Origin of the sequence: Pseudoalteromonas sp. CST2, assembly GCF_028599385.1 — a bacterium.
Taxonomy (GTDB): Bacteria; Pseudomonadota; Gammaproteobacteria; order Enterobacterales; family Alteromonadaceae; genus Pseudoalteromonas; species Pseudoalteromonas atlantica.
Genome location: NZ_JAQREO010000017.1, coordinates 60829 through 84931, shown reverse-complemented (window position 1 = coordinate 84931; position 24103 = coordinate 60829). Strand labels below are relative to the sequence as shown.

The window sequence follows — 24103 nt, the reverse complement described above, 5'->3', positions numbered from 1 at the left end:
AAGTGCATTTATTTAGCGCATTATTGTATTAGGGCTCTTCAATTTCGGCGTATTGGGCTAAGCACGCGGTTAGCTTAACCAGTTCTAGCGGTTTTGCAAGATGCTGATTAAAACCAACAGCTTGAGCGTGGGCTTTATCCTCAGGCATAACATCGGCGGTCAGCGCAATAATGGGCAGCTCTACCTCACTCTTAAATTGCCTAATTAGGGCGGTGGCTCTGTAACCATCCATTATTGGCATTTGGCAGTCCATTAAAATTAAGTCAAAGTGCTGCTCTTTTGCTATATCTACTGCCGCTTCGCCATTTTCGACAATATGGGCAACAATACCTAATGAGCCTAGCATGGCTTTAATTACCATTTGGTTTACGGGGTTATCTTCTGCTACTAGCACTTTTAAGGCCGCCAATTTAGTACCCGAGTATACAAGCTCGGCTTGCTCTTGTACTGGGCTGGTGCGAAGCTCAACGTCAAATTTAAACGTAGAGCCAACGTTTGGTTCGCTCTGTAATGTGACGTTACCGCCCATTAATTTACTGAGCTCTTTTACGACTGTTAAGCCCAGGCCTGTGCCACCGTATCGCCTTGATGTTGAGTCGTCGGCTTGGGTAAAGGCACTAAATAGCTTGGACTGCTGGGTAGGCTCTATGCCAATACCCGTATCTATAACGGTTACTGTTATTTTAACTTTGTCAGTACTGATAAACTCTCCGCCAAAGTCTACATTTACTTTGCCTTGCTCTGTAAATTTTATCGCGTTGCTGCAAAGGTTCAGCACTACTTGCTCAAAGCGTAAAGGGTCGCCTACATACCAAGTATCTACCGGAAGATGACTGCTAACCTGCCAGCCAATGCCTTTATTGGCTGCACTGGCTTCAAACATTGTGTTAATACGCTTTATAATTGCATGAAGGTCAAACGCTGTGCTTTCTAGCTTAAGCTTATGTGATTCAATTTTTGAAATATCAAGTATGTCGTTAATCAGGTTTAGTAAGCTTTTAGATGAAGAGTTTATTTTGTCTAAGTAACCAATAAGAGTGTGTGCGTTGTCTTCTTTGCGCGCTAATGATGAAAAGCCAATCACAGCATTTAATGGTGTGCGTATTTCATGGCTCATATTGGCTAAAAATCGGCTTTTAGCCTGATTAGCTAAGTCAGATTGCTTTTTAGCTTGCGCAAGCGAATGGGTGCGCTCTGCGACTTTTCGGGTAAGGGCAATTTGTTGCTGATTAAAAAGCAGTAAAACAATTAAAATTAAAGCGCATACCACCAATTGTAAGGCCATTAAAAACAGTGTTAATTGGTTATTATGGGGGGCAAGGTATTTTTCTTTTAAGGCTAAATGTGCATTCCATGTTTGCCCACCAAAGCTGAGCTTTAGTTTCATAACACGGCTGCCCTGAGCGATATTTAAACTTTTGCCGTAGTTACTATAAAATGCGGGCTTATTTACATCTTCATAGAGCGCAATAGAAAACATCTCTGATTGTTGCTCGTTAATCGCTTGCTCAATAATATTACGCACTAAAAACACACCTGTTGCGTACCCCTTTATAATAGCTTTTTGCTGTTGTTGTTCGTACACGGGGGCAAATAGCAGATAGGCAGGCTCAGGCTCAGCTGTTTGCACTAACTGAATAATTTTAGTGCTGACTGGCTGATACCTAATTGCAGGGTTTACTAGCGATGCTTTTCTGTCTGGGTTTGAGTACACATTAAAACCAACCGCTTTTTGGTTGCCATTAAAAGGGGCAATGTATTTAACGATGACCATAGGATCGTCTGGCTCAAGGGGCTCGCCGACAATTTCAAAGTCTAGATGGTATATATCGGCAACTTCTTGGGTAAACGAAGCTCGCTCACTTTGCGCTATTTTTTGATTCCACGAAAGCGCTTTAATAAACGAATGCTGCGTCAGTAACTCGCTGGCGTAGGCGTAAAAGTCTTGTTGGTTTAAATCTGGGTTAGATTGTACTTGGCTGGCTAAGCTTTGCACCGCTATTAAACTTTGGTTGATGTAGCGATATAAGCTATTTTCAATAATGTGAGCTTCTCGCTCGGCGACTTTAACGGTATTTTGTCTGTTTTCTTGGTTATAAAGCTGAGTAGTTACTGCAACAGATACAAATAAAATACTACATACCGCTAACGTAGGCAGCGGCGATATAGGCCTATTTTGCCCCTTAAACTGAGTAAGCACCAATAGCAGAGGAGTGGCAATAATTACGCCTAATGAGTCTCCTAGCCACCAAAATAACACATTTTGCCAATGATCTTTAATATCGTATGCGGAGTTAAATTGGCTCAGCGCAAAAACCCCAAAATTTGCTGAAATTAAACTAACCGCAATGCCCACAACAAAAATAAAATAAATGATACTTGCGCGTTTTTTAAAATACAGCGGGTGTCCAAGCCAATATTTAAGTAAACCAGCCCCCACCATTGCCTGCAATACAATGCCAATAGCAATATACATGGCTTGGCTGAAGGTATTGCCAACTAACACCATATCGTGAGCTGTGCTGTCAAAAATATTAAAGTTAAAAGCAAAGGCTGCTATAAAAAGCGCTGGAATGAAGCGCCACCACCACATATAGCATCCAACTAAGGCAATGCCTGCAGGCAACCATACCGGGATAATTTGAGTATTAAAGGCGAGTTTAGTGAGTGAAATACCAATTAAAAAGTACGCTAATGAAAAAATTATGTAAAAGATAACTGAATGATATTTTGAGTTAAAATTTTTCACATAGCTCCCTGACTTTTTAAAAGTACTTAATTTTAAATATCAGTATAGCGAACAGTATGTTATTTGCGGTATTTTTTAATATATGTTGTAAAAGTGTACCTTGCGCAACCTGTAAACTGCTTATTTAGCAGTTAAGGTTGTTTGCTCAGCTGCTGTTTTTGCTGCTGTAAAATAGAGATTTGTTGCTCTACAGCGCTAATTAATGCGTTATAGCGGTTTTGAATCGCTGAAGTTTTAGTGGCTATCGCATCGGCTATTGATTCGGCGCCCATTCTATTAGCTTGATCTTGAGTAACATAGCTGGCTTGTTGTTTGGCGTCGGCTAAGTCTTCTTTATAGTTTTTGATAGTAAGCTGGTGGCGTTTAATTTCACGATCAATTTTTTTAATCTCAATGTAGTTATCTACAGAGGCACCGGGCATTGCGGGTGAGTTTGCATTATTGCCGTACTTATCGGCAACTAGTGGCTGTTTTAGCTTAATAACTTCTACATTGTCAGCACAGGGTGTTTGGCTAAATGTAGCGACTCCTTTAATTGTGCATTTATAAACCGTAATGTCTTGGGCTGCGTGTGTACTTAAAGCCACAAGGCCTATTAAAGGTGCAATTAAACGAAACATAATTAAACTTACGTTAGTGGAGTTGTTATTAATAATGCCGTAACTACCCAGTGTATTCAATGTGTTTTGATTCACCTATTTTAATAAGAAATGGTGGAGAAGGAGGGATTAGCTTAATTACATCCATGTAATTAATTGCTTCGCAACGCCTGCGGCGGCTTAAAGTGTTCCAGACATTTTATCGAACCCTAGCGAGGATTCTCACCCTACTTGGATACATTGGCTGTTAAATTTCAGGCACAAAAAAACCGCAACTAAGCGGTTTTTAATAAGAAATGGTGGAGAAGGAGGGATTCGAACCCTCGATAGAGCTACAAACTCTATACTCCCTTAGCAGGGGAGCTCCTTCGGCCACTCGGACACCTCTCCAACGCATAACAGATTGTATTAACGGTAGTTTATTCATACCATTAATTAAATAGTGGTGGAGAGATAGGGATTTGAACCCTAGATAGGCTACAAACCTATGCCGGTTTTCAAGACCGGTGCATTCGACCACTCTGCCATCTCTCCGTGACGCAGAATAATACTTAGGTGATACCGTCGTGTAAATAGCAAATAAACTGTTTGCTTAAAAAGTAGGCGTAATTACGTTTTTTTTTTGTAAATAGAGGGAAATTAGAAGGATTTAAACTAAAAATTAAAGGGTGGCAGCAAACTAAGGGAGCTAAAGAAGCGCTTTCAATAGTGGTTAGTTGTTTACTGCCCCTGCTTAATAATCATCACAAGATTGATTATTTGTATTGCGCGGCGCTGTTTAATGCTAACTTTTTGCCCATACGGTTTAATTTAGCAAGCATTTTAGCTTTACGGTTAGTTGGTTTTACGCCAACGTGGGCTGCTGCATTTTGGTTTAGGGTGTTTATTGGGTTCATGTCTTTGCTCCAAGGTGTATGTGTTTAAATCGCGAGCATTTTGACTCTTTTTTGTTTAAAAATACAACAATATAAACTAAGGCTTGGCTATTAGTTATTTTTATCTGAATTTGCATTGTTTTGTTTTTAATTAAAACTACTAAGTGCCCATTTTGCATAGTTATTTAACCAGGGGAAAAAGCTTTTAATTTGTTTTATAAGTGTTTTTTGTGTTTTTTAATATTTTTAGTAAATTTTTACGCACTTTTATGATTAATTATTCAGATAAATTAATTTTAACTTAATTCTTATTTATGCTGGCGTACTGGCTAATAGGAGGTAAATTACTTGCAGTTGTTAATAATAGTTAAACCGAGCGTAAAAAGTGTGGTGTTAGATCACCTCGATTGGCTTAAAAAAACATGCCAGAAGAAAAATATTCTCTATATTACGGTTAAAACGACAGGCAATTTTGAGTACGACTTAGCAAACGTTAAATTGAATGCACAAGAAAGCCAAATAGCAGTGGCTATTGGTGGCGATGGCACGCTTAATTTGGCACTTAATGGCGTGATTAACAGTGCATGTAGTTTGGCAATATTACCTTGTGGTACGGGCAACGATTTTGCGCGTCGCTTTCATTGCACAGCTAAACAGTGGCAAAACGCTATTTTTAATGCCCCCACACACTTAATTGATGTAGGTAAAATTAATACTCGTTACTTTATTAATGTGGCTGGTGTTGGTTTTGATGCTCATGTAATTAAGCAGTTGGGTCATTTACAAAGCATGTCAGCTTGGCGCTATAAGTGGACGAGTTTTAAATCGCTCTTTACTTACAAAGCAAGCACACTAAATGGAGCATTTTTAAATAAGCAATGTAGCTATCAAAATTTAATAACTGTATTTGCGAACTCTCAGTATTTTGGTGGCGGCATTAAAATAGCCCCTAGGGCTAAAATTGATGATGGACTGCTTGATTGCTACCAAATGCAAGCGGGTAGGCTTGTTGATCATTTATATAGCTTTATTAAATTAATTTTTAAGCGCCACCATACTTTAAAAAAGCTTACTTATAGCCAACTCAAACAGGCGCGTATTAATACTAAAAACTTATTAATTGAGGCCGATGGCGAGCTAGTAGGTGTTACGCCCGCGGTTATTGCTATTCATGAGCAGGCTGTTAATTTTCATATACCAATAAAAAAGCGCCTACAGTAGGGTAGGCGCTTTTGTGTTAGTGCGTTAAAAACGCCTCTAACTGGGGACGGAGCCATTTTTAGCAACGCAGCGGCTTGCTAAAAAGGCGTTAATTCTTTTTGTGGGGGTAAGTACAATTGCATTACCCAGTAGTACTAAACTAAAGCCGGCAAAGGTGTTTGCATGCCATTCAAAGCCTTCAAAAAAGCTGCTTAATGCAACGGCCACTAACGGAAACAGCACTATGGCGTAGCTTGCTTTTTCGGGGCCAATGTTTTTTAACAAGGCAAAATAGCAGCCAAACGCAATCACAGTGCCAAAAACAGATAAATACAATAGCGACAACCAATAGCTGGTAGGGGCACTAAAACTGACCGTTATACCATTTATTAATACATAAACGGCTAAACCTACTGCGCTATATAACATGCCCCATGCGTTACCCTGCAGCACACCTATTTGACGATTAGAATTACGTACACTAATCATATTGCCCAATGAAGCCACAAAGGTACCCCCAAGGGCAAGTAGTAACCCGACCAACGCCCCATTACTCAAGTCGAATTGCTGTAAATGCGGCCAAAACAGACAAATAATACCCACCACGCCGATTAGCGCGCCGCAGTAAATACGTTTGGCAATGGGCTTTGCAAAAAATAAACGGGTGTTGACTATGTTCATTATTAGCAACATTGAAAATGCAATAGAGGCCATTGCCGATGAGAGGTAGTTTTGTGCCCAATACAAAAGCAAATAATTTAAGCCAAAGTTAGAAATGGCCAATAAAGCAAAAAAGCCATGATCGATTAACGAAAATCGCATATTAGGCTTTTTGTAGGCCACAAATAGCCACATACATGCAGCTGCTATGGCAAAGCGATAAAACAAAGAAAGCTCCACAGCAATATCGCCTAGCTGAAACGAAATCGCGAGCCACGTAGAGCCCCAAATTAACACTGTTGTGAGATATAGCGCTGCGCTTTTCATGGCAAACCTCTAAAAAACCGATTGAGTGGTTATTTTAGAGTCTATCTGTATACTTACCATATACAGAAAAGTATAAATGTAACCTATACAGATTTGAGGCGAGATATGCAGCCAGCTGCCAATAAGCAAAAAGCCGAGTTTTTATACCAACAAGTTATTGAACTAATTAAAGACATGCAAGCGCAAAAGGTGTTACTACCTGGGGAAAAGCTTCCTTCGCTTCGTAAAATGGCCAGTAACTTAAATATTAGCATTCCGACGGTTAAGCAAGCGTATCAAGCGTTAGAAGATCAAGGGTTAGTAGAGGCACGTGAAAAATCGGGCTACTTTTTAACGGTGCTTAATACAGTTTACAGTTTGCCAAAGCGTGTAAAACTAAGCCGTGAGCCTGTCACTGTAAATAAACAAGCATTAATAGAGCAGGTATACAGCGCTATTCATCAACCTAATATAATTGCCTTTGGTATTGCCAATCCCGTTGCTGCCGCGCCTACCGATAAAGCTTTAGCCCGTACCATGCGCCGGGTTATGACAATTGCTGGGGCGAGTGTTATTAATTATGGCCCTATTGATGGTTTTGCTGCGCTTAAAAAGCAATTAGTGCATAGATACTTAGGCTTTGGTATTGGTGTAAATATAGATGAACTGGTGATCACCAATGGCGCGCAAGAGGCGCTGGCTATCGCACTTAAGTGTGTTACTAAGCCCGGCGATGTGGTTGCAATTGAAACCCCCTGTTATCACGGCATTATTGAACTAATAGAGAGCTTAGGTTTAAAGGCGCTTGAAATTCCGCTATGCCCCGACAATGGTATTTGGCTTAACGACCTAGCTCAAGCGCTTGAGCAACATGATATAAAAGCATGCTTGTTTTCGACCGCCATAAATAACCCGGTTGGCAGCTTTATGAGCGATGAAAGCCGTAAGCAAATGGTGGGCTTAATAGAGTCACATAATGTTGTTCTTATAGAAGATGATGTGTACGGTGATCTGCACTTTACTGCCAAGCGTGGCACGCCCGCTTTAGCGTATTCAAAAAAGGGGCTTGTGATCAGTTGCGCCTCGTTTTCAAAAACGGCTGCGCCAAGTTATCGAGTTGGTTGGTTAATAGCAGGCAAGTTTGCTGGACAAGCGCGCCGGCATAAGCGTGCATTAAGTTGCTCTGCCTCACTTATAAATCAGTGGACGCTTTCTGAGTTTATAGCCAGTGGTGAATATGACCGTAATTTAAAAGTACTTAGGCAGCGCTTACGTAATAACAAAGAGCGCATGCGGTGGTGCTTATTAAACGCGATGCCTAAAAATACGCGTATTAGTGACCCTAAAGGTGGGTGTGTTATTTGGCTTGATTTAGGCCAAGGGGTAGACAGTCAAAAGTTATTTTTACTGGCGCTAGAAGCTGGTATTAGCATAACCCCTGGACTTATTTTTTCAGCAAGTAATAAGTATAAAAGCTGTATTAGGCTAAGTTATGGGGTGCAGTGGAGCGAAAAAATAGAGCAGGCTATTAGCACGTTAGGTGCGCTGGCTCACACGCTAAAAGAATAAAAAAGCAGCACCTAATATACAAGTGCTGCTAAAGGGATGTTAAATACGGTGCGGTGTATTAATTTTGTTTAATGGTAAATAACTCGTAGCCTTTTAGCTGCGGTAACTGCGCTACTAATTGCTCTTCTTGCTGTGCAATGTTGGCAAAGCTGTCGCATAAAGAGTTGGCACGCTTTTCAAGCGAACTGGCATGCAGCTCTACTTTTTCTTCTATTTGCGCGCCCATATTTTCCATGCGTTGCTCAAATGCATCCATATCTCCACCCGAACCAAGCAGCTCAGAGCCTAAAGCAACTAAAATACTGCCCATTGATTGCATAACGGCAGACTCAACCACGGTTTCTATTTGCTCCTCAAATTGGTGTTCAAAGTTTTCACCAAATTGATTAAAGCTTTGTTGGCCCATTACAAACGTACCTTGTTGATAAAAGGTGTTTTCTACTTCAAGTCTTATATCGTCCATCAGGCCAGATAAGTCATCAAGGCCATCAATATTAAATGCGTTGGCTACTTCCTCTAATGCTACACCGGCTATTTTTACTCCGTCTAGGGCAATATTAGCGACCTCAGGTAGCTGCGTACGTAAGTTGTCAGAATACTGGGTAAGCGCTTGGCGCTGTTCGCTGTTAATGGATACTTGTTCACCATTTATAGTTAAGTTGCCATTGCTGTTAAAGCGCATGAATTGATTAGATGCGGTAAAAATTTCTAATTCGCTAGGTTTAATGCGTACATCGTTTTTAAACTCTACATTGCACTGCTCATTGCTAAACGAAATACCCGCATTGTTATCGTTATGTGCCATTGCAGCGGGTGTACAAATTAAAGCGCTTACTAATAGTAAATTTTTCATGTTTATTCTCTAATAATTGTTGATGACAGCTAAGTATTAACAAGTTTGGTGCCATTATTTATTTTTATTTTAAAACAGTAGGTTATGAAATTTGTGTGTTTTTAATGATTTTTAATTTTGATAAATAAACTACTTTTTAGTCAAAAACACTAAAAATAAATAAATGATAAATTTTATTTGTCGAAACGATAAAAAACTCTCACTTTCCACTTTCTTAATTTAGCGCTATTTATTCACAATATTGACATGAAGGCTATTTACGATAGTCACGTGGCTTTATTTTGGTGCTAATTTGTTCGTATTTTAGCGCTAAACATTTTTTTAATTTACCAAGTGCAGGAATAAACCTGAGTTGGTCTCAAACACTTTATGGAGTGGGTTGTGGGTAAGACATTTAGTTACGATGCGCTAGATGATGATTTTGTTGAAGACGAGTACGAAATGGTCGGGCGTAATCAGCATGACAAAAAAAAGCAAAAGGTGAAAAAGAAGTTGGAAGATTACCTTGAGCAAAAACGTTTGCGAAAAAATCTAGGTGAAGACGACTTAAACGATTACATAGACTAAATTGTGCTAGTTAAAATAATGCGCCTTTTTATTAGGGTTTGAATGTGCGTTTACGCATGTTTAAAGGCTAAACATTGGCAATAAAGAGGCTTTATGCCTCTTTATTACTTATTATGTACTTAATTTAGCGAGTGCTTGTTGAATAGTGGTTTCTAGCTTTTCTGGTTTTGTAAAAGGCGCATAGCGCTTGATAGGTGTGCCATCGGGCGCTATCAAAAACTTGGTGAAGTTCCACTTTATTTTTCGTGTTAAAAAGCCGGGTAAGGCCGATTTTAAATACCTAAATACAGGGTGGGCGTGACGACCGTTTACATCCACTTTAGCGGCCATTAAAAAGCTTACCCCGTAATTAATTAAACAGCCTTGTTGTATTTGCGTCGCGTCGCCTGGCTCTTGCTGACCAAATTGATTACATGGAAAACCAATAATAACCAATCCGCTTTTCGCGTACTTACTATGAAGAGTTTGTAGCGACTCGTACTGCTTAGTAAAACCACACTCACTTGCGGTATTAACAATAAGCACAACCTTGCCTTCAAAGTCGCTAAAATTAATTGTTTTACCGTCTAACGCAGTAGCCGTTAATTGATGAAATTCATGCATGATGGATGCTTTTTTATTGTTGTTAGCTACATTCTACCCGCTGTAGCGCGTTACTAAAAGTATAAAATTTAGGCTTGTTAATACCGCGCTTAACTATGCGCTAATGGGTTGGCTGTTATTTAGGGCGTGTTGAACTTTGCGGATTGAAATTTGTTCAACCTAGGGGCGATCAAATCGCGGCGCGAGGTTTGTAACCTAGTGGGCTAAGTAAAAACCGAGCAACAAAGAGTTTATCGCCCCTAGGCAGAACCCAAAGGGCAGCGCATGTTTGGCATTTATGCTACGTTATCGCCTATTTATGGGGAATAACCACACTTCACAGGCTCTGCCTTGCCTAAAAACCAAACATACTGCTGCAAATTCAAACGCCAAAGGTCAACACGCCCTAGTTTAAAATTAAAAATAACCCCATACTGGCAAGCGTTGTGTAATAAATATTATGTGTTTTATAGGCAGCAATAATGGCAACGATGGCTGCGCTTAAATAAGGGTTGTGCCAGTTTAGGTTGAGCCCGTCTTCATTTATAAAAATAATGGGTACCCAAATAGCGGTTAGTACAGCGGGTGCGCTAAAGCTTAAAAACTGCTGCATTTTAGGGCCCACTTTAAAACCAAGGCGTTGATGTAAAAATAAGTAACGAGTAAAAAAGGTAATACACGCCATTAATAATATAGTGAGCATCATAATGGGCTGTCCTTTTTTTGTGTAAGCCTTGCAGTAAAGTAGCCTGCACTCATTGCAAGTAGAGCAGCACAAACCAACCACAACTCAAACCCCGTGCTTTTTAAAACTGTGGCGCTAATACCCGCAACAATCATAGTAACCAGCGAGGCTAAATTTTTTATGCCCGGTACCACAAGCGCAATAAATGTAGCTGCAATAGCAAAGTCGAGCCCTAAATTTGTTAAATCAGGGAGCACACTTCCTGCAACTATGCCTATGAGTGTCCAAAGGTTCCATGCAATATAAAAACTAAAACCCGCGCTTAAAGCGTATATTAGGCGCGCTTTTGTTTTATAGGCTTTGCGGTGATGCGAAAAGGCAAACAGCTCGTCGGTTAGTACAAAACTTATTGGTAAGCGCCACCGAAATGGCTGTGAAATAACTTTATGGCGTACGGCTAAACCGTATAAAAAATGCCGAGAGCTAATAATAAATGTGGTAAATAAAATAGTCAGTAAAGGGGTGTTACCGGCCATTAGTTCAATTGCAACTAATTGTGCAGAACCCGCGAATACAAGTAATGACATTGCTTGTGTTTCAAAGGCACTAAAGCCATTTTGAATCGCTAAAGAGCCACATAATATTCCCCAAGGAACGACCGCCAGGCAAAGCGGGAGCATATCAAAAAAACCTTTTAATACTGCGCGTTTAGTTATATTCATTAATACAAGTAAGTAATAAGTTTGTGCGTTTAGTGTGCCATAAATAGTGCTTTATGTAATATCATTAATGCAGCGGTAGTAAAACTTTGGAATAATGGCTTTAGTATCAAAATAATGTGCCAGAGCCTGGCAACAAGTTGAGGATTTATATGCAAAGTATAAAAGTATGGGATGGCTTTATAAGAAGCTTTCATTGGTTATTAGTGATTAATATTGCTGTGCTTTACTTTAGCATTGACGAGGGCATGATTGAGCTTCATTTTGTGGCTGGCTTTTTCGCAATAGCATTAATAGTGACCCGTTTAGTTTGGGGGCTGGTGGGCAGTAAAACGGCAAAGTTAAGCGCGTTACTGCACTCGCCAATAGCAGTATTTAAAGAGTTTAAAAACCCCAGTAAAGGGGTGGGTCATTCGGCGCCAGGTAGCTACATGGTTTTGTTGTTTTTTGTACTTATTATAGTGCAGTTAGTGACCGGGCTAATGAGCAGTGATGGCATTTTGACTGATGGGCCTTTGGTTGAGTATGTGTCGAGCTCAACGGTTGATTTTGCAAATTGGCTGCACCGCCTTAATTTCGATATTTTATTTTATGCCATTTGCCTGCATGTTACTGCCATTGTTGTGTATAAAATAAAAGGAAAACCACTTGTCAAAGCAATGATCACCGGTAAACAGGCTAACAGCGAGCAAGCCACTCAAACTAATATAGATAACACGAAAGCTCCTTGGTTGGCGTGGGCTATTTTTGTTGGGTTGTTAGTGCTACTGGCTGTTACGTGGGGCAAAGAACCACTTAGTTATTTGTTAAGTTAATAGCTAACAAAAAACAAAACGGCGCATAAAGCGCCGTTTTAGTGTGTATTGTTTTAATTGTAATTAGTCTTTAAATTGCTTGTGGCAATCTTTACAGCCTTTGGCCCATGCGCCAAATGCCTTACCAATTACCGCCTTATCGCCAGATTGAGCTGCTAAAGCTAGCTGATCTGCATTGGCAGCAAAGGCATTGGCTTTTTTAACAAAGGTTGCATTATCAGACCATACATCAGCTAATGCTGCGGTATCACCTTTATCAGTGCCTTCGTAAAACGCTTCCCATGGCATTTTAGAAAGGGCTGCTGCGTTATTAGCGCGCATTTTAAATTGCTCTGCATCAAAAGGAATTTTACCTTTTAGCATCGCGCCCATATCGCTAATTTGCACTGAAATCATAGAAAACGCAGCTTGACGGTATTCAATAGCATCACTTGGCTCTTTAAATGCAGTATTTGCAGATACGCTAAGTGTACACGTTGCTAAAGCAACCCCTGCTAAAAATTGTTTTAATTTCATGTTTTGCCCCTGTAAGAAATTATATCTACTAATTAGACATCTTGAATCGATTGCTTATTTTATTCAAGTGAAACTTTAATGTCCCATAGCTTGTTTTCTGAATATATCATTACAGCTTGTCAGTTTATTGTTAACAACTGTAAACAGCGCGTTGTTATTAAGTGCCCTGTTGTGTACCTTGAGTCATCATAAAAATAATTAACGAAGGAAGTTTATGAAGCATAATATTTTTAAAATGTCGGCACTTTCTGCCGCAGTAGTTATGACGCTAGCAGGGTGTGGTGGCAGCGACAATGACAATAATAGCCAAGTTGCTGTAGTAACTGATGTTGCACCAAAAGCAAGCGATGTCGCCGTTGCTGGTTTAAAGCAATGGGTACCTGTAACTGCTGAGTTTAATGCAAGTGATAACGATGGCGATGCACTTAGTTATACATTTACTGAAAATGGTGAAGCGGTTGAAGCGCAGGATGGCGTATATACTTTTAGCCATGGCTTACTAACTGTTGAAGGCGATACCTTTACTTACGTTCCTGTTTCAGGCGAAGACGCAGTAATTGATTACACCGCTAATGCAAATGGTAAATCGGCGTCTGCGCAATTAACGATTAGTGATATTGCGTCAGATCCTTTGGCTAATCAGCAATGGCACCTGCGTAACACAGGTCAAAAGTCGTACGCTCTAAGCGATGAAATGAAGCAAGGTTTAGTAGATTTTTACGTTAATCGAGATGGCGATACTGAGGAAGAAGCGCAAGAAAGAGTTAATGCTAGTTTTGCAGAGTCTGAGGCAGAAGAATTGGTTGCTGGCGAAGATATGAACGTAGCAGCTGCGTACACTCAAGGTGTTACAGGTGCTGGCGTAACGGCCGTTGTTGTTGACTCTGGTATGGAAATTCGCCACGAAGACTTAGTTGATAACGTATTACCAAATCGTTCTTTAAATTTAGATGCAGATACACTTGACCGTACCGATCCTACTAGCCTGTCAAATAGCGGCGACCACGGTACCAGTGTAGCAGGCTTAATTGCAGCGAAAGGCTGGAATGGTAAGGGCGGGCGCGGTGTTGCACCAGATGCTGGTCTAATTGGCATGAACTACCTAGGTGGCGATAAAATTGAGCAAACTGATTTACTGGCGCATGGTTTCCCAGGTAGCGGTATTAGCACATCAGAAAATATTTCTGCGTTTAACCGCAGCTACGGTATTACCTTCCCAACGTTTATTGGCTACTCAGAGCTAGATGAAGCTATCGAGTCATACCCTAACCTTAACCTTCGTGATGGTAAAGGTGCCCTAAACATGAAATCGAGCGGTAACTCGTTTGTTGATGGTAGCGGTGAAGGGTCATTATGTGCAGATAACGGCGCAAATGAGCTAGGTCTTACTTGTTATAACGGCGCGTTTGAGCCAAGCCAAGGTCATCCATATTACTTAAGCGTTGCAGCTGTAAATGCTGATGGTACGCATACAAGCTACTCAAGCGGTGGTGCTAACTTAATGGTTTCAGCCCCTGCGGGTGAATACGGGCGCTGGGCACCTGCCATGGTAACAACTGACCAGATGACCTGTATTAACGGGTACTCAGGCTTTAATGGTAGCTCGATTACGGCATGGGCTGCAGCATATGGCGAAGACTTTGCGGCATCGCAATACTCATTCAACTACCCAGGCCATGAAGATAACGCTAGCTGTAACTATACCTCTACGTTTAATGGTACTTCTTCGGCAGCACCTAATGCGTCAGGTGTAGTATCACTGATTTTATCAGCTAATTCAGAGCTAACATGGCGTGATGTTCGTCATATCTTAGCTACTACAAGCACAGTTAACGATGCAGAAGATGAAGTTGTAACGCTTAGCGTTGGTGAAGGTGAATTTGTAGCGCATGACGGCTGGGTTGAAAATGCAGCAGGTTATAACTTTAATAACTTATACGGTTTTGGACGTGTAGATGCTGGTGCTGCAGTTGCGATGGCAAAAGAGTACGACGTAGCATTAGGTGAGCAAGTTATTACAGATTGGAGTGGTGTTGGCTCTGTTGTTGAAGAAGATGCGCTTACGCTAGAAATCCCAGATAACAGTGCCGCGGGTGTTACACAGCAAATCACTGTTGAAGAAGAGCTAAACATTGAAGCAATGCAGTTTAAGTTTGATGTGAGCAATACTGAAATGGGCTTTGGTTTAGCGGATGGTACGCAAACATCTGCTGGTACCGATTTAGCAATTGAAGTGACGTCTCCGTCAGGCACGCGCAGTGTATTACTAGCGTCTAAGCAAGCTCTATTTTACCCAGCTTATAGCTTTACTAACGGTTGGAACACAGGCTATGTTTTAAAGGATGCGGTACTACTGTCTAATGCTTTCTATGGCGAGACAACAAAAGGTACTTGGACTATTCGTGTTCTTGATGCTGCAGCAGATAGCTTTGCATTCAGCGATGGCGGGAATAACGGACTAGGTGCAGTAGGTATTTCAAATAACCGTGCCGCAAGCGTTTTAGAAGGCGTTTCGTTGAGAGCATTTGGTCACGCAGGTCAAGAGTAAGGAATATAGATATGAAAATGAATAAATTAGTTATTTTAGGTGCTGCTGCGTGTATTTCTCTAAGTGCAACAGCGAGTTCAGTAGCGGATAAAGAGCTGCAACTTCCAAAAAAGCCGGTAAATAGTGTGAAATACAGCAAAACCGACTTTGGCTCTTACGTTGTAGAAAAAAACTTACGTTTAGTACCAACAAGTGTTGCTGCTGATGAGTATGTTGTTTCTACTAAAGGTGAGATGGCGGTTGTTGAGTCTTCTGAGGCTTCATCGTTAGTAACAAAAGGTACACTGGTACGTAATGTCCTAACAAACAACTTAACGTCGCTTTCTGGCAATATTACTGTTTTGCTTAAAGATGGCATGAACGCAACAGAGGTAGCTCAGCTGTCTGGCTTAAAGGTAGTGTCTGTTTTCCCAGGTACTAAAATAGCGGTTTTAGCTGTTAATGATGGCCAAGATATTTTAGCTGCTGCAGAGCAGTTAAAGTCATCTGATTATACTAAAGAAGCGCGAATTGAAGTGCTAGAGACTATTTATACTGCACAATAAAATTAAAATGTTGTGATAAAAGCCCGAGAAAATCTCGGGCTTTTTTATTGCTAATCGTTAATATCAGCAAATATCATCCCTCGGCGCATACTACGTGTGGCCAAAAATACCTCGCCAAGTAGCGACATAAACCCACATATTAATAAGGCCATTGCAGCCACAAAACAGCTGGCAATTGTTACCCCTAAATTAATAGACTGAATGTGTGATAAAAACAACAGCATAACCACAGCACATACTAGCAAGGCGCTTAGCACGCTCATACTAAAAGCAATGTGAATACATCGAGAGCGCTTTAACAGGGCTCGCAGCTCTGTGGCTAGGGTTTTATTAAAGTCTTCATCGGTGCTTACCTTGAGTTTTCGCTCAAGTTGTCGCGCACGGTCAGTAATGCGGGCTAAGCGATTAGATAAAACCCCGAGCGTGGCAGCAATACCCGTAATTAAAAAGACTGGGGCGACGGCTGTCTGAATTACTTTAGCCATGGTTAAAATATTTATAACGTCGTTACTCATTCATTTTCCATAGAGAAGTTAGGTTTTGTTTACAGTGATTTACAAATTACAGAAATGGAAAAACTTATTTAAAATTAGTTTGTTGTGATGTTTTTGGGATGCTGTTCCTGCATTTTTGTAATCCACTTGTAATTGAGTTGTTGCTAGCTTGAGGGCTGTAGTTCTATATTAAAATCACAATTCTAATCACATTGAATTGAGTAAATACAATAATATAAAACTCACTCCAGGGGAAATAATGTCTAATATAACACTGAAAAGAACCGCTATTTCATCAGCTATAGGTTTAGCTATGATGTCATACGGTGCAGCCGCCGCACCTGATTTATCTAAAGGATATGTCCCAGAAACATCAAGTGTAAAAACATACTCTCAAGATAAAACCATTTCTACTAAAGCACGCTATATTATCCAGCTTGAAGACGAGCCGCTAGCAACCTACAAAGGCGGCATTGCAGGGCTTGAAGCAACCTCTGCAGCAGTAACTGGGGATAGTAAAGTTAATCTATCTTCAGCACCTGCGTTAAAGTACAGCAGCTACTTAAAAGCAAAACAAAAAAGTGTAGCGCAAGTAGCCGCATCTGTTAGCGGTGGCTCAGTTTCACATTCATTTAGTACGTTATTCAACGGTATTGTGGTAGAAGGTGAGCAAGGTCAACGTGAAAAGCTCGCTAAACTTGCGGGTGTAAAAAAAGTATTTTTAGATACTGAGTACCACACATTAATGGATGCTTCTATTGATGTGATTAGAGGCGTTGAGGCATGGCAGGCGCTTGGTGGTCAATCTGAAGCTGGTAAAGGCGTTAAAGTTGCTATTATTGACTCGGGTATTCGCCCAGAAAACCCTATGTTTTCAGATGTGGGTTTTGCAGCTGCAGAGTTTAGTGAAGAAGAAGCGGCTTACATCGCAGAAAACCCCGATTACTGTCGTATAGAGGGTGGTGAAGCCGATTTTTGTAATAATAAATTAATTGTGGCGCGTGCATTTGGTCCAACACCAAGTGATGTTCACCCTGATGAATATATTGGTTCTCCACTCGGTTACGACGGTCACGGAACGCATGTTGCGGGTACTGCTGTAGGTAACCCAATTGAAATTACTTACCAAGACAATAACGTGTCAATTTCAGGTGTTGCACCAGCGGCACAGTTAATGGCTTATAAAGCGCTTTGGCACACAGCCGATGGACGAGGCAGCGGTACTACCGTTGCACTAATGGGGGCATTAGAAGCGGCCATTAAAGATGGCGCAGACGTAATTAATAACTCGTGGGGCGGTGGTGCAGGTGGTAATCCATCAAGCAGTGCATACAGTGATTTATTCACAGCTGCAGAAGAAGCGGGTGTAGTGGTTGTAACCGCAGCAGGTAACGATGGTAACGGCGCACAAACTATTGGTTGTCCTAGCTGTATTGAGTCTGGTTTAACAGTTGCTAATACACAAACAGGGCGTTTCTTCTCTCAGCAAATTGAAGTAGCAGGCGAAACCTATTTAAGTATTGAAGGAAGCAATGGTTTATTAACAGACCCTATTTCACTTCCTATTATTTCGGCGCAAGTGATTGCTCCTGATAATTTTGAAGGGTGTGAAGAGTTTGCTGAAGATATCTCATTTGCAGACTCTGTAGCATTAATCTCTCGTGGTAGCTGTGCGTTTTTAGCTAAAGCTGCAAATGCTGAAAAAGCAGGTGCGACGGCGGTTATAATTCATAACAATGTTGCTGGCGGTGCAATGGGCATGTCTATGGATGACGCCACAATTCCAGCCTCAGCGATTAGCCAAGAAGATGGTTTAAGCTTGGTTGAGCTGTTAACTGCAGCTGAAGAGCCGGTTATTGCTTCACTCGACCCTAGTGTTAAAAGAACAATTCAAGAGAAATTTACTGATGCAGTAAACTCTTCAAGTTCGCGTGGTCCTAATGGTGAGCCTAGCTTCTTAAAACCTGATATTGCAGCGCCAGGTACAGATATTTTATCTGCGTACTCGCCAGATGAAGGTAATGGTATTACCTTTAATGCGATTACAGGCACAAGTATGGCAAGCCCTCATGTTGCTGGTGCAGCAGCATTGATGAAGCAAGCTCACCCAGAGTGGAATGCGGTACAAATCAAAACGGCACTTATGAGCTCATCTAAAATGGATGGCCTACATAAAGAAGACTTAGTTACCAAAGCTGATGCATTTGATGTAGGTGCCGGTCGATTAGATATGCCTAATGCGCTAGAGGCAGCACTTACATTTGATCATGGCTCTTACGCCGATCCAAGTTGTTTAAGCGTTTGTAGCTTCTCAAATACCGTGCAAAATATGACTGATGTTGCTGGTGAGTGGACTGCAAAAGTAGTAACCGATATGCAAGGCGCTGAAATTACGGTTTCTCCTAGCACCGTTATGCTTGGCGCGCACGGTTCTACCTCTACAGATTCTGAAGGTGCAGAAACAAGCACTGACATGGCTGAATTTAACTTAGATATTGATTCAACATTTAACGATGTAAAAGGTTGGAACTTTGGCCACGTAGTGTGGACTCATACTGAGACAGGTCAAATCGCTCACTTACCATTTGCTATTTACGATAACGAAGCAACAAATAGCAGTGTGTTTAGTGCAACAGTCGATGCCGATTCTTTAAATTCTTCTACTCCAGCAAAAGTGGGTGTGCAATTTAATAATACTCTGTTCACTGACGAGCTATCAGTAAATGTAAAACTTGACGAAAATGCAGAACTTCTTAAAGGTGCTGCCCCTGTTGTTGAAGTGACTAATGGTGCAGGTGAAGTAACATTAAGTGAAGACAATAAAGAGCTAACCTGGACGGGTACATTGGGACCAAAAGAATTTGCTATTAACAGCAGTGATTTCTTAGGTACCTTCTCATTGGCTGATGAAGGCATTGAACCACAAGCGTGTCCTGACGGGTGTGATGAGATAACCATTACGGTTGAAGCTGACTTTATTTTTGATGGGAAAGAGTACTCAGCATTTACTATCTCAGATAACGGCTTTATTGCTGTTGGTGCAGATGTAAATACAACTAACTCTTGGAGCCCTCAAGCAATGCCTAATGCACGTACACCTAATGGTGTTATTGCGCCGCTTTGGGCTGACTTTGATTTAGCTGGTGGCACGAGCGGTGGCGGTGATCTTTATGTGGCTAAATTTGATAGCGGCTATGTAGTTGTAGAATGGCATGACGTTGAGCTTTGGGGTAGTTCTTTAGGTGATAAGTACACGTTCCAAGTGATCTTAAAAGAAGGCACTGATGAAGTTCGTATGAACTACATTGATGTGCCTGCTTTACCTGCACCTTACTCAGCGGGTGTAGAGTCTGCTGATGGCAACGTAGGTGCAATGCTGGACACAGTTCCAACGGGTAATGCTATTGGTAGTGGCTACTTAGTCGATCAAATCAAAGGCGGTGTTGTTGATATTCAATATCAAGCCTTTGCAAAAGATCGCAGCCATTACACAGCTGCAGATGCAGTAGAAGTTGATGAAGAACAAACAGTGACTATTGATGTATTAGCTAATGACATGGCTGAGTCGCGTTTTGTATTTGACGCAGTAGCCTCTTCAGAAACAGAAAATGCAGAGTTCTCTGCCCATAAAGGTGTAAGGATTAAAGGCAGCTTAGTGGCATCAACTGTTGAAGTGGTTTCAGCACCAGCAAATGGCTCTACAACCGTGAATGAAGATGGCACGATTGATTATACGCCAAATGCACAGTTCTCTGGTGAAGATAGCTTTACATACACAGTGCGTGAAGCATCAGGCACTAGCGCCGAAGAAACTATGGTATCAATCGTTGTTAACGATACCATTGCAGACCCTCAGCCAGTGACGCCAACACCAGAGCCTGAAAGCAATGGTTCATCGGGCTCACTAGCTTGGTTAACATTACTTGCTGCGCCGTTTGCATTTATGCGTCGTCGTAAACAAAAGTAATTTTATAACTAGCACGCTATTTTAAAGGGAGCCTCGGCTCCCTTTTTACATAGCTTCACAAACTAAATTACACCACGCTTTATTATTAGGTATATTTAATAGCACCAATAATAAAAACCATAGAGATTTCATAATGATTCGTTCTTCATTCACGCTAGCCGCGTTATCACTAGCTGTGCTAGCCGGGTGCGATAATGCGCCAAAAAGTACACCTTCAGATACAGCAACTACTATGCAAACACAACAAACAGAAAAACCAGTGAGCGCCGTGGCGCCAATTGCTAAAAAAGTACCTCATGAAATGACGATTCATGGCGATACGCGTATTGATGATTACTACTGGTTGCGTGATGACGAGCGTAAAGCGCCAGACGTTATAAGTTACTTAAATGCTGAAAACGCTTATACCGAGGCAATGCTTGCGCATACTCAAACATTGCAAGATAAGTTATTTGAAGAGTTAAAAGGGCGTATTAAAAAAGACGATGACTCGGTGCCTGTTAAAAAAGGCGACTATTTTTATTCATCGCAAACGCGTGGCGAAAACGAATACCCTACCTATGTTCGCAGTAGCGATTTTAAAGGCACTGATCTGCAAGTTATTTTAGATGTAAATGCGTTGGCCAAAGATCACGACTACTTTGCTGTTAGTGGCTTATCTGTAAGTACTAACGGAAATTTAATGGCGTACGGGGAAGACACCGTTAGCCGTAGAATTTACACCATAAAGGTAAAAGATTTAACCACAGGCCAATTACTCGAAGACACGCTTGAGGGAACAAACGGCGGCGTTATTTGGGCAAACGATAATAAAACCTTTTACTACATTAAAAAAGATGCACAAACCTTACTTGGCTATCAAGTTTTTCGCCATACGTTAGGTACACCGCAAAGCGATGATGAACTTATTTACGAGGAAGCTGATACAAGTTATTACACGGGTATTAGTAAGAGCAAAGATGGCTCAGAAATATATATTTGGCACAGCAGCACCAATGCCTCTGGTATGTCGGTACTCAGCGCAGATGATAATAAAGCAAAACCTAAGCGCTTAATTGAGCGTGAGGACGACCTAGAATACAGTATTTCAAAGCTTGGCAATACGTATTACATCGTCACTAACTTAAATGCGGTTAACTTTCAGCTTATGAAGGTGGATGTAGATAAAGCGCATGATAAAGCAAATTGGCAAACGGTAATTGCGCCGCGCGATGATATTAAGCTAGAAGGCGTTGATTTATTTAAAGACTACCTTGTATATCAAGAGCGAGAGTTGGGTCAGTCGCGCCTTATTGTACGCCATTTATCGACTGGAGATGAGCACACGCTAAGCTTTAACGACAGTGCCTATACCATTGCAAGCTATGGCAACAACGATATAAACAGCGACAAATTACGTGTTTATTATACCAGTATGACGACACCGGTTTCGTCGTACGATATTGACCTTAAATCAGGTGATAAAACCCTACTTAAACAGCAAGCCGTGTTAGGTGATTTTAACGCAGATAACTATGCCTCGGAGCGTATTTTTGTAGGTGCGCGCGATGGTATAAAAGTGCCGGTAAGCTTAGTGTACCGTAAAGATGCATTTAAAAAGGATGGCACAAACCCATTACTGCAATATGGTTATGGCTCGTACGGCGCCACCATGGACCCTACTTTTTCAAGCTCACGTTTAAGCTTATTAGACCGTGGCTTTGTGTTTGCTATAGCGCATGTGCGTGGTTCGCAAATGCTAGGACGCCCATGGTATGAAGACGGAAAGTTATTAACTAAAAAGAACACTTTTAACGACTTTGTTGATGTAACCAAATCATTAGTGGCACAAGGTTATGGCGCAAAAGACGAAATATTTGCCTACGGTGGTAGTGCTGGTGGTTTATTAATGGGCGCGGTGGTTAACCAAGCACCAGAGCTATATAAAGGGGTGGTTGCAGCAGTGCCTTTTGTTGATGTAGTTACCACCATGCTTGATGCAAGCATACCTCTTACCACCAATGAGTATGGTGAGTGGGGTAACCCAAATGAAAAAGAATATTACGATTACATGCTGTCGTACTCGCCGTATGATCAAGTCTCAAAGCAAGCGTATCCTAATATGTTAGTGACTACCGGTTTACATGACTCACAAGTTCAATATTTTGAGCCAGCTAAGTGGGTTGCAAAGCTGCGTGACTATAAAACAGATGATAATAAACTGCTGTTTAAAATAGATATGGAAGCCGGCCATGGCGGGGCGTCTGGTCGCTTTAAACGCCTAGAAGATACTGCGCTAAACTATGCATTTATGCTTGATTTAGCTGGTATTAAAAAATAAGTTAATCAAAATTAAGTAATGTTCTAAAGGTATAGCCGTTGGCTATACCTTTATTTTTTGCGGCAAGTTAAAGCTAAACATAGTGCCTTTGCCCAGCTCACTTTGTACATTTATTTCACTGTCCATAAGTTTTAGTAACCCCTTACAAATAGCCAACCCTAAGCCACCTTGTTGGCGCCCTTCGTTATTTGAATTTGAAGCCTGGTAATGCGGATTAAAAATCGCGTTTAGCTCATCATGCTTAATACCCACGCCGGTATCAGAAACCTGCACAAATAATTGCTTTTCATCAATACGCTTAACGTTTACAGCTATGCTGCCGCCTTTAGGTGTGTGCCTTATTGCGTTATCGATTAAATTACTTAAAACACGCTCAAGTTTTGCAATATCGGCTACAACAGGAAAATCGCAAATTGCGGGCTCTACCGTTAAGTTAAGGCCTTTTTTCTCGGCGGTTAGAGAAAACTTAGCAATGCAATCGTAAATAAGCTCACCTAAATTAAAGGTTTCTTTGTGAATGCTTATTTCGCCGTTTTCTAAATGGGCTAATTCAAAAATTTGTTCAATAAGCTGTTTAAGCTGCGCGCAGTTATTAAGGGATACATGTAAGTACTCACGTTGTTCTTGAGCACTTAATTGCGCCCCCGACTGATTAAGCACCTCTAAAAACCCCTGCAAAGAGGCAAGGGGGGTTCTTAAATCGTGAGATAAGTGAGTAAGCAACTCCTTGCGCTGTTTATCGCTTTGCTCAAGTGCTTTAAATTGCTCGTCAATCCGGGTAACCATGGCTTGAATGTTACGGCCTAAACTGTGCACTTCGTTACTTTTTTGGGTTGAATAGTTGCTGAGTTTGGTATCGGTAAGGCTGTAATTAGCTGCTTCAATATTGCTTACATCACGGGCTAATCGCTGAATAGGGTTGGTAAAAAAGCGCAGTAAAATAAGCATCGCAATCAGTAAAAATGCAAGTGCAGCTCCAAGCCATAATGCGGCAAGCCATAGTTTGTCATTATTTTTAATTGTGTTTAAAGAGGTATCGTAGGCTTCACCGCCAATAATTACATACAAGTACCCTTGCAGCTTATCGTTATTAAAAACAGGCGCTACAGAGAATATTTTTTGCTGCGCTTTATTTCTTGGATCATCACCATAAATTGGCGCTGCAGCTGGGTTGTTAATCAGCTTTTTTAAGGGGGGTAAATTAATATGAGTGCGTTTAACTTTACCAGGCTCTGCTGAGTAAGTGAGGATTTTTCCGTTTTCATCTACAAAATAAAACTCAAATGCGGGGCCTAATAACATTAAGGTATGAAATAGGTTTTCTAGAGCTGCGTAGTCGTATACACCCTCTTTTATTAATGGGTTATCTTGTACTAAATGCTCAGCAAGGGCTAAGTGCAGGTTTTGCTCGCCATGATGTTTTGAGGTGAGCTCTAGTTGTTTACTCCAGCTGTAAACGAGTGCACAAATAAAGCAAAATATAACCACCAACGACACCGCTAATTTTTGATACAAAGATAGGTTCATAATAAGG

19 protein-coding genes and 2 tRNA genes are annotated in these 24103 nt (G+C 41.1%); 8 read left to right on the top strand and 13 right to left on the bottom strand.

Annotated elements, in window-relative coordinates; all coding sequences use genetic code 11:
* Positions 1 to 28: 28 nt before the first annotated feature.
* From PSH41_RS17865 to PSH41_RS17845, 5 genes are all read right to left on the bottom strand, one after another.
* On the bottom strand, positions 29 to 2749 hold the full coding sequence (locus tag PSH41_RS17865; RefSeq protein WP_273589768.1) for an ATP-binding protein: 2721 nt from the start codon (positions 2747 to 2749) through the stop codon (positions 29 to 31).
* A gap of 131 nt (positions 2750 to 2880) precedes the next feature.
* A complete protein-coding gene (locus PSH41_RS17860) occupies positions 2881 to 3369 on the bottom strand; it encodes an RNA-binding protein (protein ID WP_273589767.1) in 489 nt (162 codons plus the stop codon).
* Positions 3370 to 3645: 276 nt separating this feature from the next.
* Positions 3646 to 3738, bottom strand: a tRNA-Ser gene (locus PSH41_RS17855).
* A 53-nt stretch (positions 3739 to 3791) separates the two neighbouring features.
* A tRNA-Ser gene (locus PSH41_RS17850) sits at positions 3792 to 3882 on the bottom strand.
* A gap of 221 nt (positions 3883 to 4103) precedes the next feature.
* On the bottom strand, positions 4104 to 4244 hold the full coding sequence (locus PSH41_RS17845; protein ID WP_004589025.1) for a hypothetical protein: 141 nt from the start codon (positions 4242 to 4244) through the stop codon (positions 4104 to 4106).
* Positions 4245 to 4571: 327 nt separating this feature from the next.
* Between PSH41_RS17845 and PSH41_RS17840 the strand changes: the two genes are divergently transcribed.
* On the top strand, positions 4572 to 5444 hold the full coding sequence (locus PSH41_RS17840) for a diacylglycerol/lipid kinase family protein (RefSeq protein WP_273589766.1): 873 nt from the start codon (positions 4572 to 4574) through the stop codon (positions 5442 to 5444).
* A 36-nt stretch (positions 5445 to 5480) separates the two neighbouring features.
* On the opposite strand, the gene PSH41_RS17835 is transcribed toward PSH41_RS17840, so the two are convergent.
* Positions 5481 to 6410, bottom strand: coding sequence for a DMT family transporter (locus PSH41_RS17835; protein WP_273589765.1), 930 nt, complete (start codon positions 6408 to 6410; stop codon positions 5481 to 5483).
* A gap of 105 nt (positions 6411 to 6515) precedes the next feature.
* On the opposite strand from PSH41_RS17835, the gene PSH41_RS17830 reads away from it, so the two are divergent.
* Positions 6516 to 7958 carry an aminotransferase-like domain-containing protein gene (locus tag PSH41_RS17830; RefSeq protein ID WP_273589764.1) on the top strand — a complete coding sequence of 481 codons (1443 nt, stop codon included), beginning with the start codon at positions 6516 to 6518 and terminating at the stop codon, positions 7956 to 7958.
* A 58-nt stretch (positions 7959 to 8016) separates the two neighbouring features.
* Here PSH41_RS17830 and PSH41_RS17825 read toward each other — a convergent pair whose 3' ends face one another.
* Complete coding sequence (locus PSH41_RS17825; RefSeq protein WP_273589763.1) at positions 8017 to 8811, bottom strand: YggN family protein; 795 nt, start codon at positions 8809 to 8811, stop codon at positions 8017 to 8019.
* 381 nt (positions 8812 to 9192) lie between these two features.
* Between PSH41_RS17825 and PSH41_RS17820 the strand changes: the two genes are divergently transcribed.
* Complete coding sequence (locus tag PSH41_RS17820) at positions 9193 to 9378, top strand: PA3496 family putative envelope integrity protein (protein WP_004589020.1); 186 nt, start codon at positions 9193 to 9195, stop codon at positions 9376 to 9378.
* Between the two features lie 111 nt (positions 9379 to 9489).
* On the opposite strand, the gene PSH41_RS17815 is transcribed toward PSH41_RS17820, so the two are convergent.
* From PSH41_RS17815 to PSH41_RS17805, 3 genes are all read right to left on the bottom strand, one after another.
* Positions 9490 to 9981: a glutathione peroxidase gene (locus tag PSH41_RS17815; protein ID WP_096040934.1), complete on the bottom strand. Its 492-nt coding sequence runs from the start codon at positions 9979 to 9981 to the stop codon at positions 9490 to 9492.
* A gap of 385 nt (positions 9982 to 10366) precedes the next feature.
* On the bottom strand, positions 10367 to 10666 hold the full coding sequence (locus PSH41_RS17810) for an AzlD domain-containing protein (RefSeq protein WP_273589762.1): 300 nt from the start codon (positions 10664 to 10666) through the stop codon (positions 10367 to 10369).
* A complete protein-coding gene (locus tag PSH41_RS17805) occupies positions 10663 to 11367 on the bottom strand; it encodes an AzlC family ABC transporter permease (protein WP_273589761.1) in 705 nt (234 codons plus the stop codon). Before PSH41_RS17805 ends, PSH41_RS17810 begins: the two co-directional genes overlap by 4 nt.
* A gap of 149 nt (positions 11368 to 11516) precedes the next feature.
* Between PSH41_RS17805 and PSH41_RS17800 the strand changes: the two genes are divergently transcribed.
* The gene (locus tag PSH41_RS17800; protein WP_138685494.1) at positions 11517 to 12179 is read left to right on the top strand and encodes a cytochrome b/b6 domain-containing protein; all 663 of its coding nucleotides are present in this window, start codon (positions 11517 to 11519) and stop codon (positions 12177 to 12179) included.
* Between the two features lie 63 nt (positions 12180 to 12242).
* On the opposite strand, the gene PSH41_RS17795 is transcribed toward PSH41_RS17800, so the two are convergent.
* Positions 12243 to 12695, bottom strand: coding sequence for a c-type cytochrome (locus PSH41_RS17795; RefSeq protein WP_273589760.1), 453 nt, complete (start codon positions 12693 to 12695; stop codon positions 12243 to 12245).
* 214 nt (positions 12696 to 12909) lie between these two features.
* Here PSH41_RS17795 and PSH41_RS17790 point away from each other — a divergent pair, with 214 nt between their 5' ends.
* Both PSH41_RS17790 and PSH41_RS17785 read left to right on the top strand, forming a co-directional pair.
* On the top strand, positions 12910 to 15243 hold the full coding sequence (locus PSH41_RS17790) for a S8 family serine peptidase (protein ID WP_273589759.1): 2334 nt from the start codon (positions 12910 to 12912) through the stop codon (positions 15241 to 15243).
* A gap of 11 nt (positions 15244 to 15254) precedes the next feature.
* Entirely contained in the window at positions 15255 to 15788 is a 534-nt protein-coding gene (locus PSH41_RS17785) for a S8 family serine peptidase (RefSeq protein WP_024032099.1), read from the top strand.
* Between the two features lie 50 nt (positions 15789 to 15838).
* Here the strand turns inward: PSH41_RS17785 and PSH41_RS17780 are convergent, their stop codons facing one another.
* Positions 15839 to 16303, bottom strand: a complete 465-nt coding sequence (locus PSH41_RS17780) for a DUF2721 domain-containing protein (RefSeq protein ID WP_004589012.1) — start codon at positions 16301 to 16303, stop codon at positions 15839 to 15841.
* A 238-nt stretch (positions 16304 to 16541) separates the two neighbouring features.
* On the opposite strand from PSH41_RS17780, the gene PSH41_RS17775 reads away from it, so the two are divergent.
* Positions 16542 to 20249 (top strand): S8 family serine peptidase, encoded by a 3708-nt coding sequence (locus PSH41_RS17775; RefSeq protein ID WP_273589758.1) that lies wholly within the window; start codon positions 16542 to 16544, stop codon positions 20247 to 20249.
* Positions 20250 to 20382: 133 nt separating this feature from the next.
* Complete coding sequence (locus tag PSH41_RS17770) at positions 20383 to 22569, top strand: S9 family peptidase (RefSeq protein WP_273589757.1); 2187 nt, start codon at positions 20383 to 20385, stop codon at positions 22567 to 22569.
* A gap of 42 nt (positions 22570 to 22611) precedes the next feature.
* Here PSH41_RS17770 and PSH41_RS17765 read toward each other — a convergent pair whose 3' ends face one another.
* Positions 22612 to 24096: a sensor histidine kinase gene (locus PSH41_RS17765; RefSeq protein WP_273589756.1), complete on the bottom strand. Its 1485-nt coding sequence runs from the start codon at positions 24094 to 24096 to the stop codon at positions 22612 to 22614.
* Positions 24097 to 24103 lie beyond the last annotated feature (7 nt).

Excerpts from the sequence above, each read along its gene's own strand:
- PSH41_RS17830 (WP_273589764.1), top strand. The coding sequence starts at position 6,516 with ATGCAGCCAGCTGCCAATAAGCAAAAAGCCGAGTTTTTATACCAACAA.
- PSH41_RS17800 (WP_138685494.1), top strand. The coding sequence starts at position 11,517 with ATGCAAAGTATAAAAGTATGGGATGGCTTTATAAGAAGCTTTCATTGG.
- PSH41_RS17770 (WP_273589757.1), top strand. The coding sequence starts at position 20,383 with ATGATTCGTTCTTCATTCACGCTAGCCGCGTTATCACTAGCTGTGCTA.
- PSH41_RS17845 (WP_004589025.1), bottom strand. The coding sequence starts at position 4,244 with ATGAACCCAATAAACACCCTAAACCAAAATGCAGCAGCCCACGTTGGC.
- PSH41_RS17780 (WP_004589012.1), bottom strand. The coding sequence starts at position 16,303 with ATGAGTAACGACGTTATAAATATTTTAACCATGGCTAAAGTAATTCAG.
- PSH41_RS17825 (WP_273589763.1), bottom strand. The coding sequence starts at position 8,811 with ATGAAAAATTTACTATTAGTAAGCGCTTTAATTTGTACACCCGCTGCA.
- PSH41_RS17785 (WP_024032099.1), top strand. The coding sequence starts at position 15,255 with ATGAAAATGAATAAATTAGTTATTTTAGGTGCTGCTGCGTGTATTTCT.
- PSH41_RS17805 (WP_273589761.1), bottom strand. The coding sequence starts at position 11,367 with ATGAATATAACTAAACGCGCAGTATTAAAAGGTTTTTTTGATATGCTC.
- PSH41_RS17815 (WP_096040934.1), bottom strand. The coding sequence starts at position 9,981 with ATGCATGAATTTCATCAATTAACGGCTACTGCGTTAGACGGTAAAACA.
- PSH41_RS17765 (WP_273589756.1), bottom strand. The coding sequence starts at position 24,096 with ATGAACCTATCTTTGTATCAAAAATTAGCGGTGTCGTTGGTGGTTATA.
- PSH41_RS17860 (WP_273589767.1), bottom strand. The coding sequence starts at position 3,369 with ATGTTTCGTTTAATTGCACCTTTAATAGGCCTTGTGGCTTTAAGTACA.
- PSH41_RS17775 (WP_273589758.1), top strand. The coding sequence starts at position 16,542 with ATGTCTAATATAACACTGAAAAGAACCGCTATTTCATCAGCTATAGGT.
- PSH41_RS17835 (WP_273589765.1), bottom strand. The coding sequence starts at position 6,410 with ATGAAAAGCGCAGCGCTATATCTCACAACAGTGTTAATTTGGGGCTCT.
- PSH41_RS17795 (WP_273589760.1), bottom strand. The coding sequence starts at position 12,695 with ATGAAATTAAAACAATTTTTAGCAGGGGTTGCTTTAGCAACGTGTACA.
- PSH41_RS17790 (WP_273589759.1), top strand. The coding sequence starts at position 12,910 with ATGAAGCATAATATTTTTAAAATGTCGGCACTTTCTGCCGCAGTAGTT.
- PSH41_RS17810 (WP_273589762.1), bottom strand. The coding sequence starts at position 10,666 with ATGATGCTCACTATATTATTAATGGCGTGTATTACCTTTTTTACTCGT.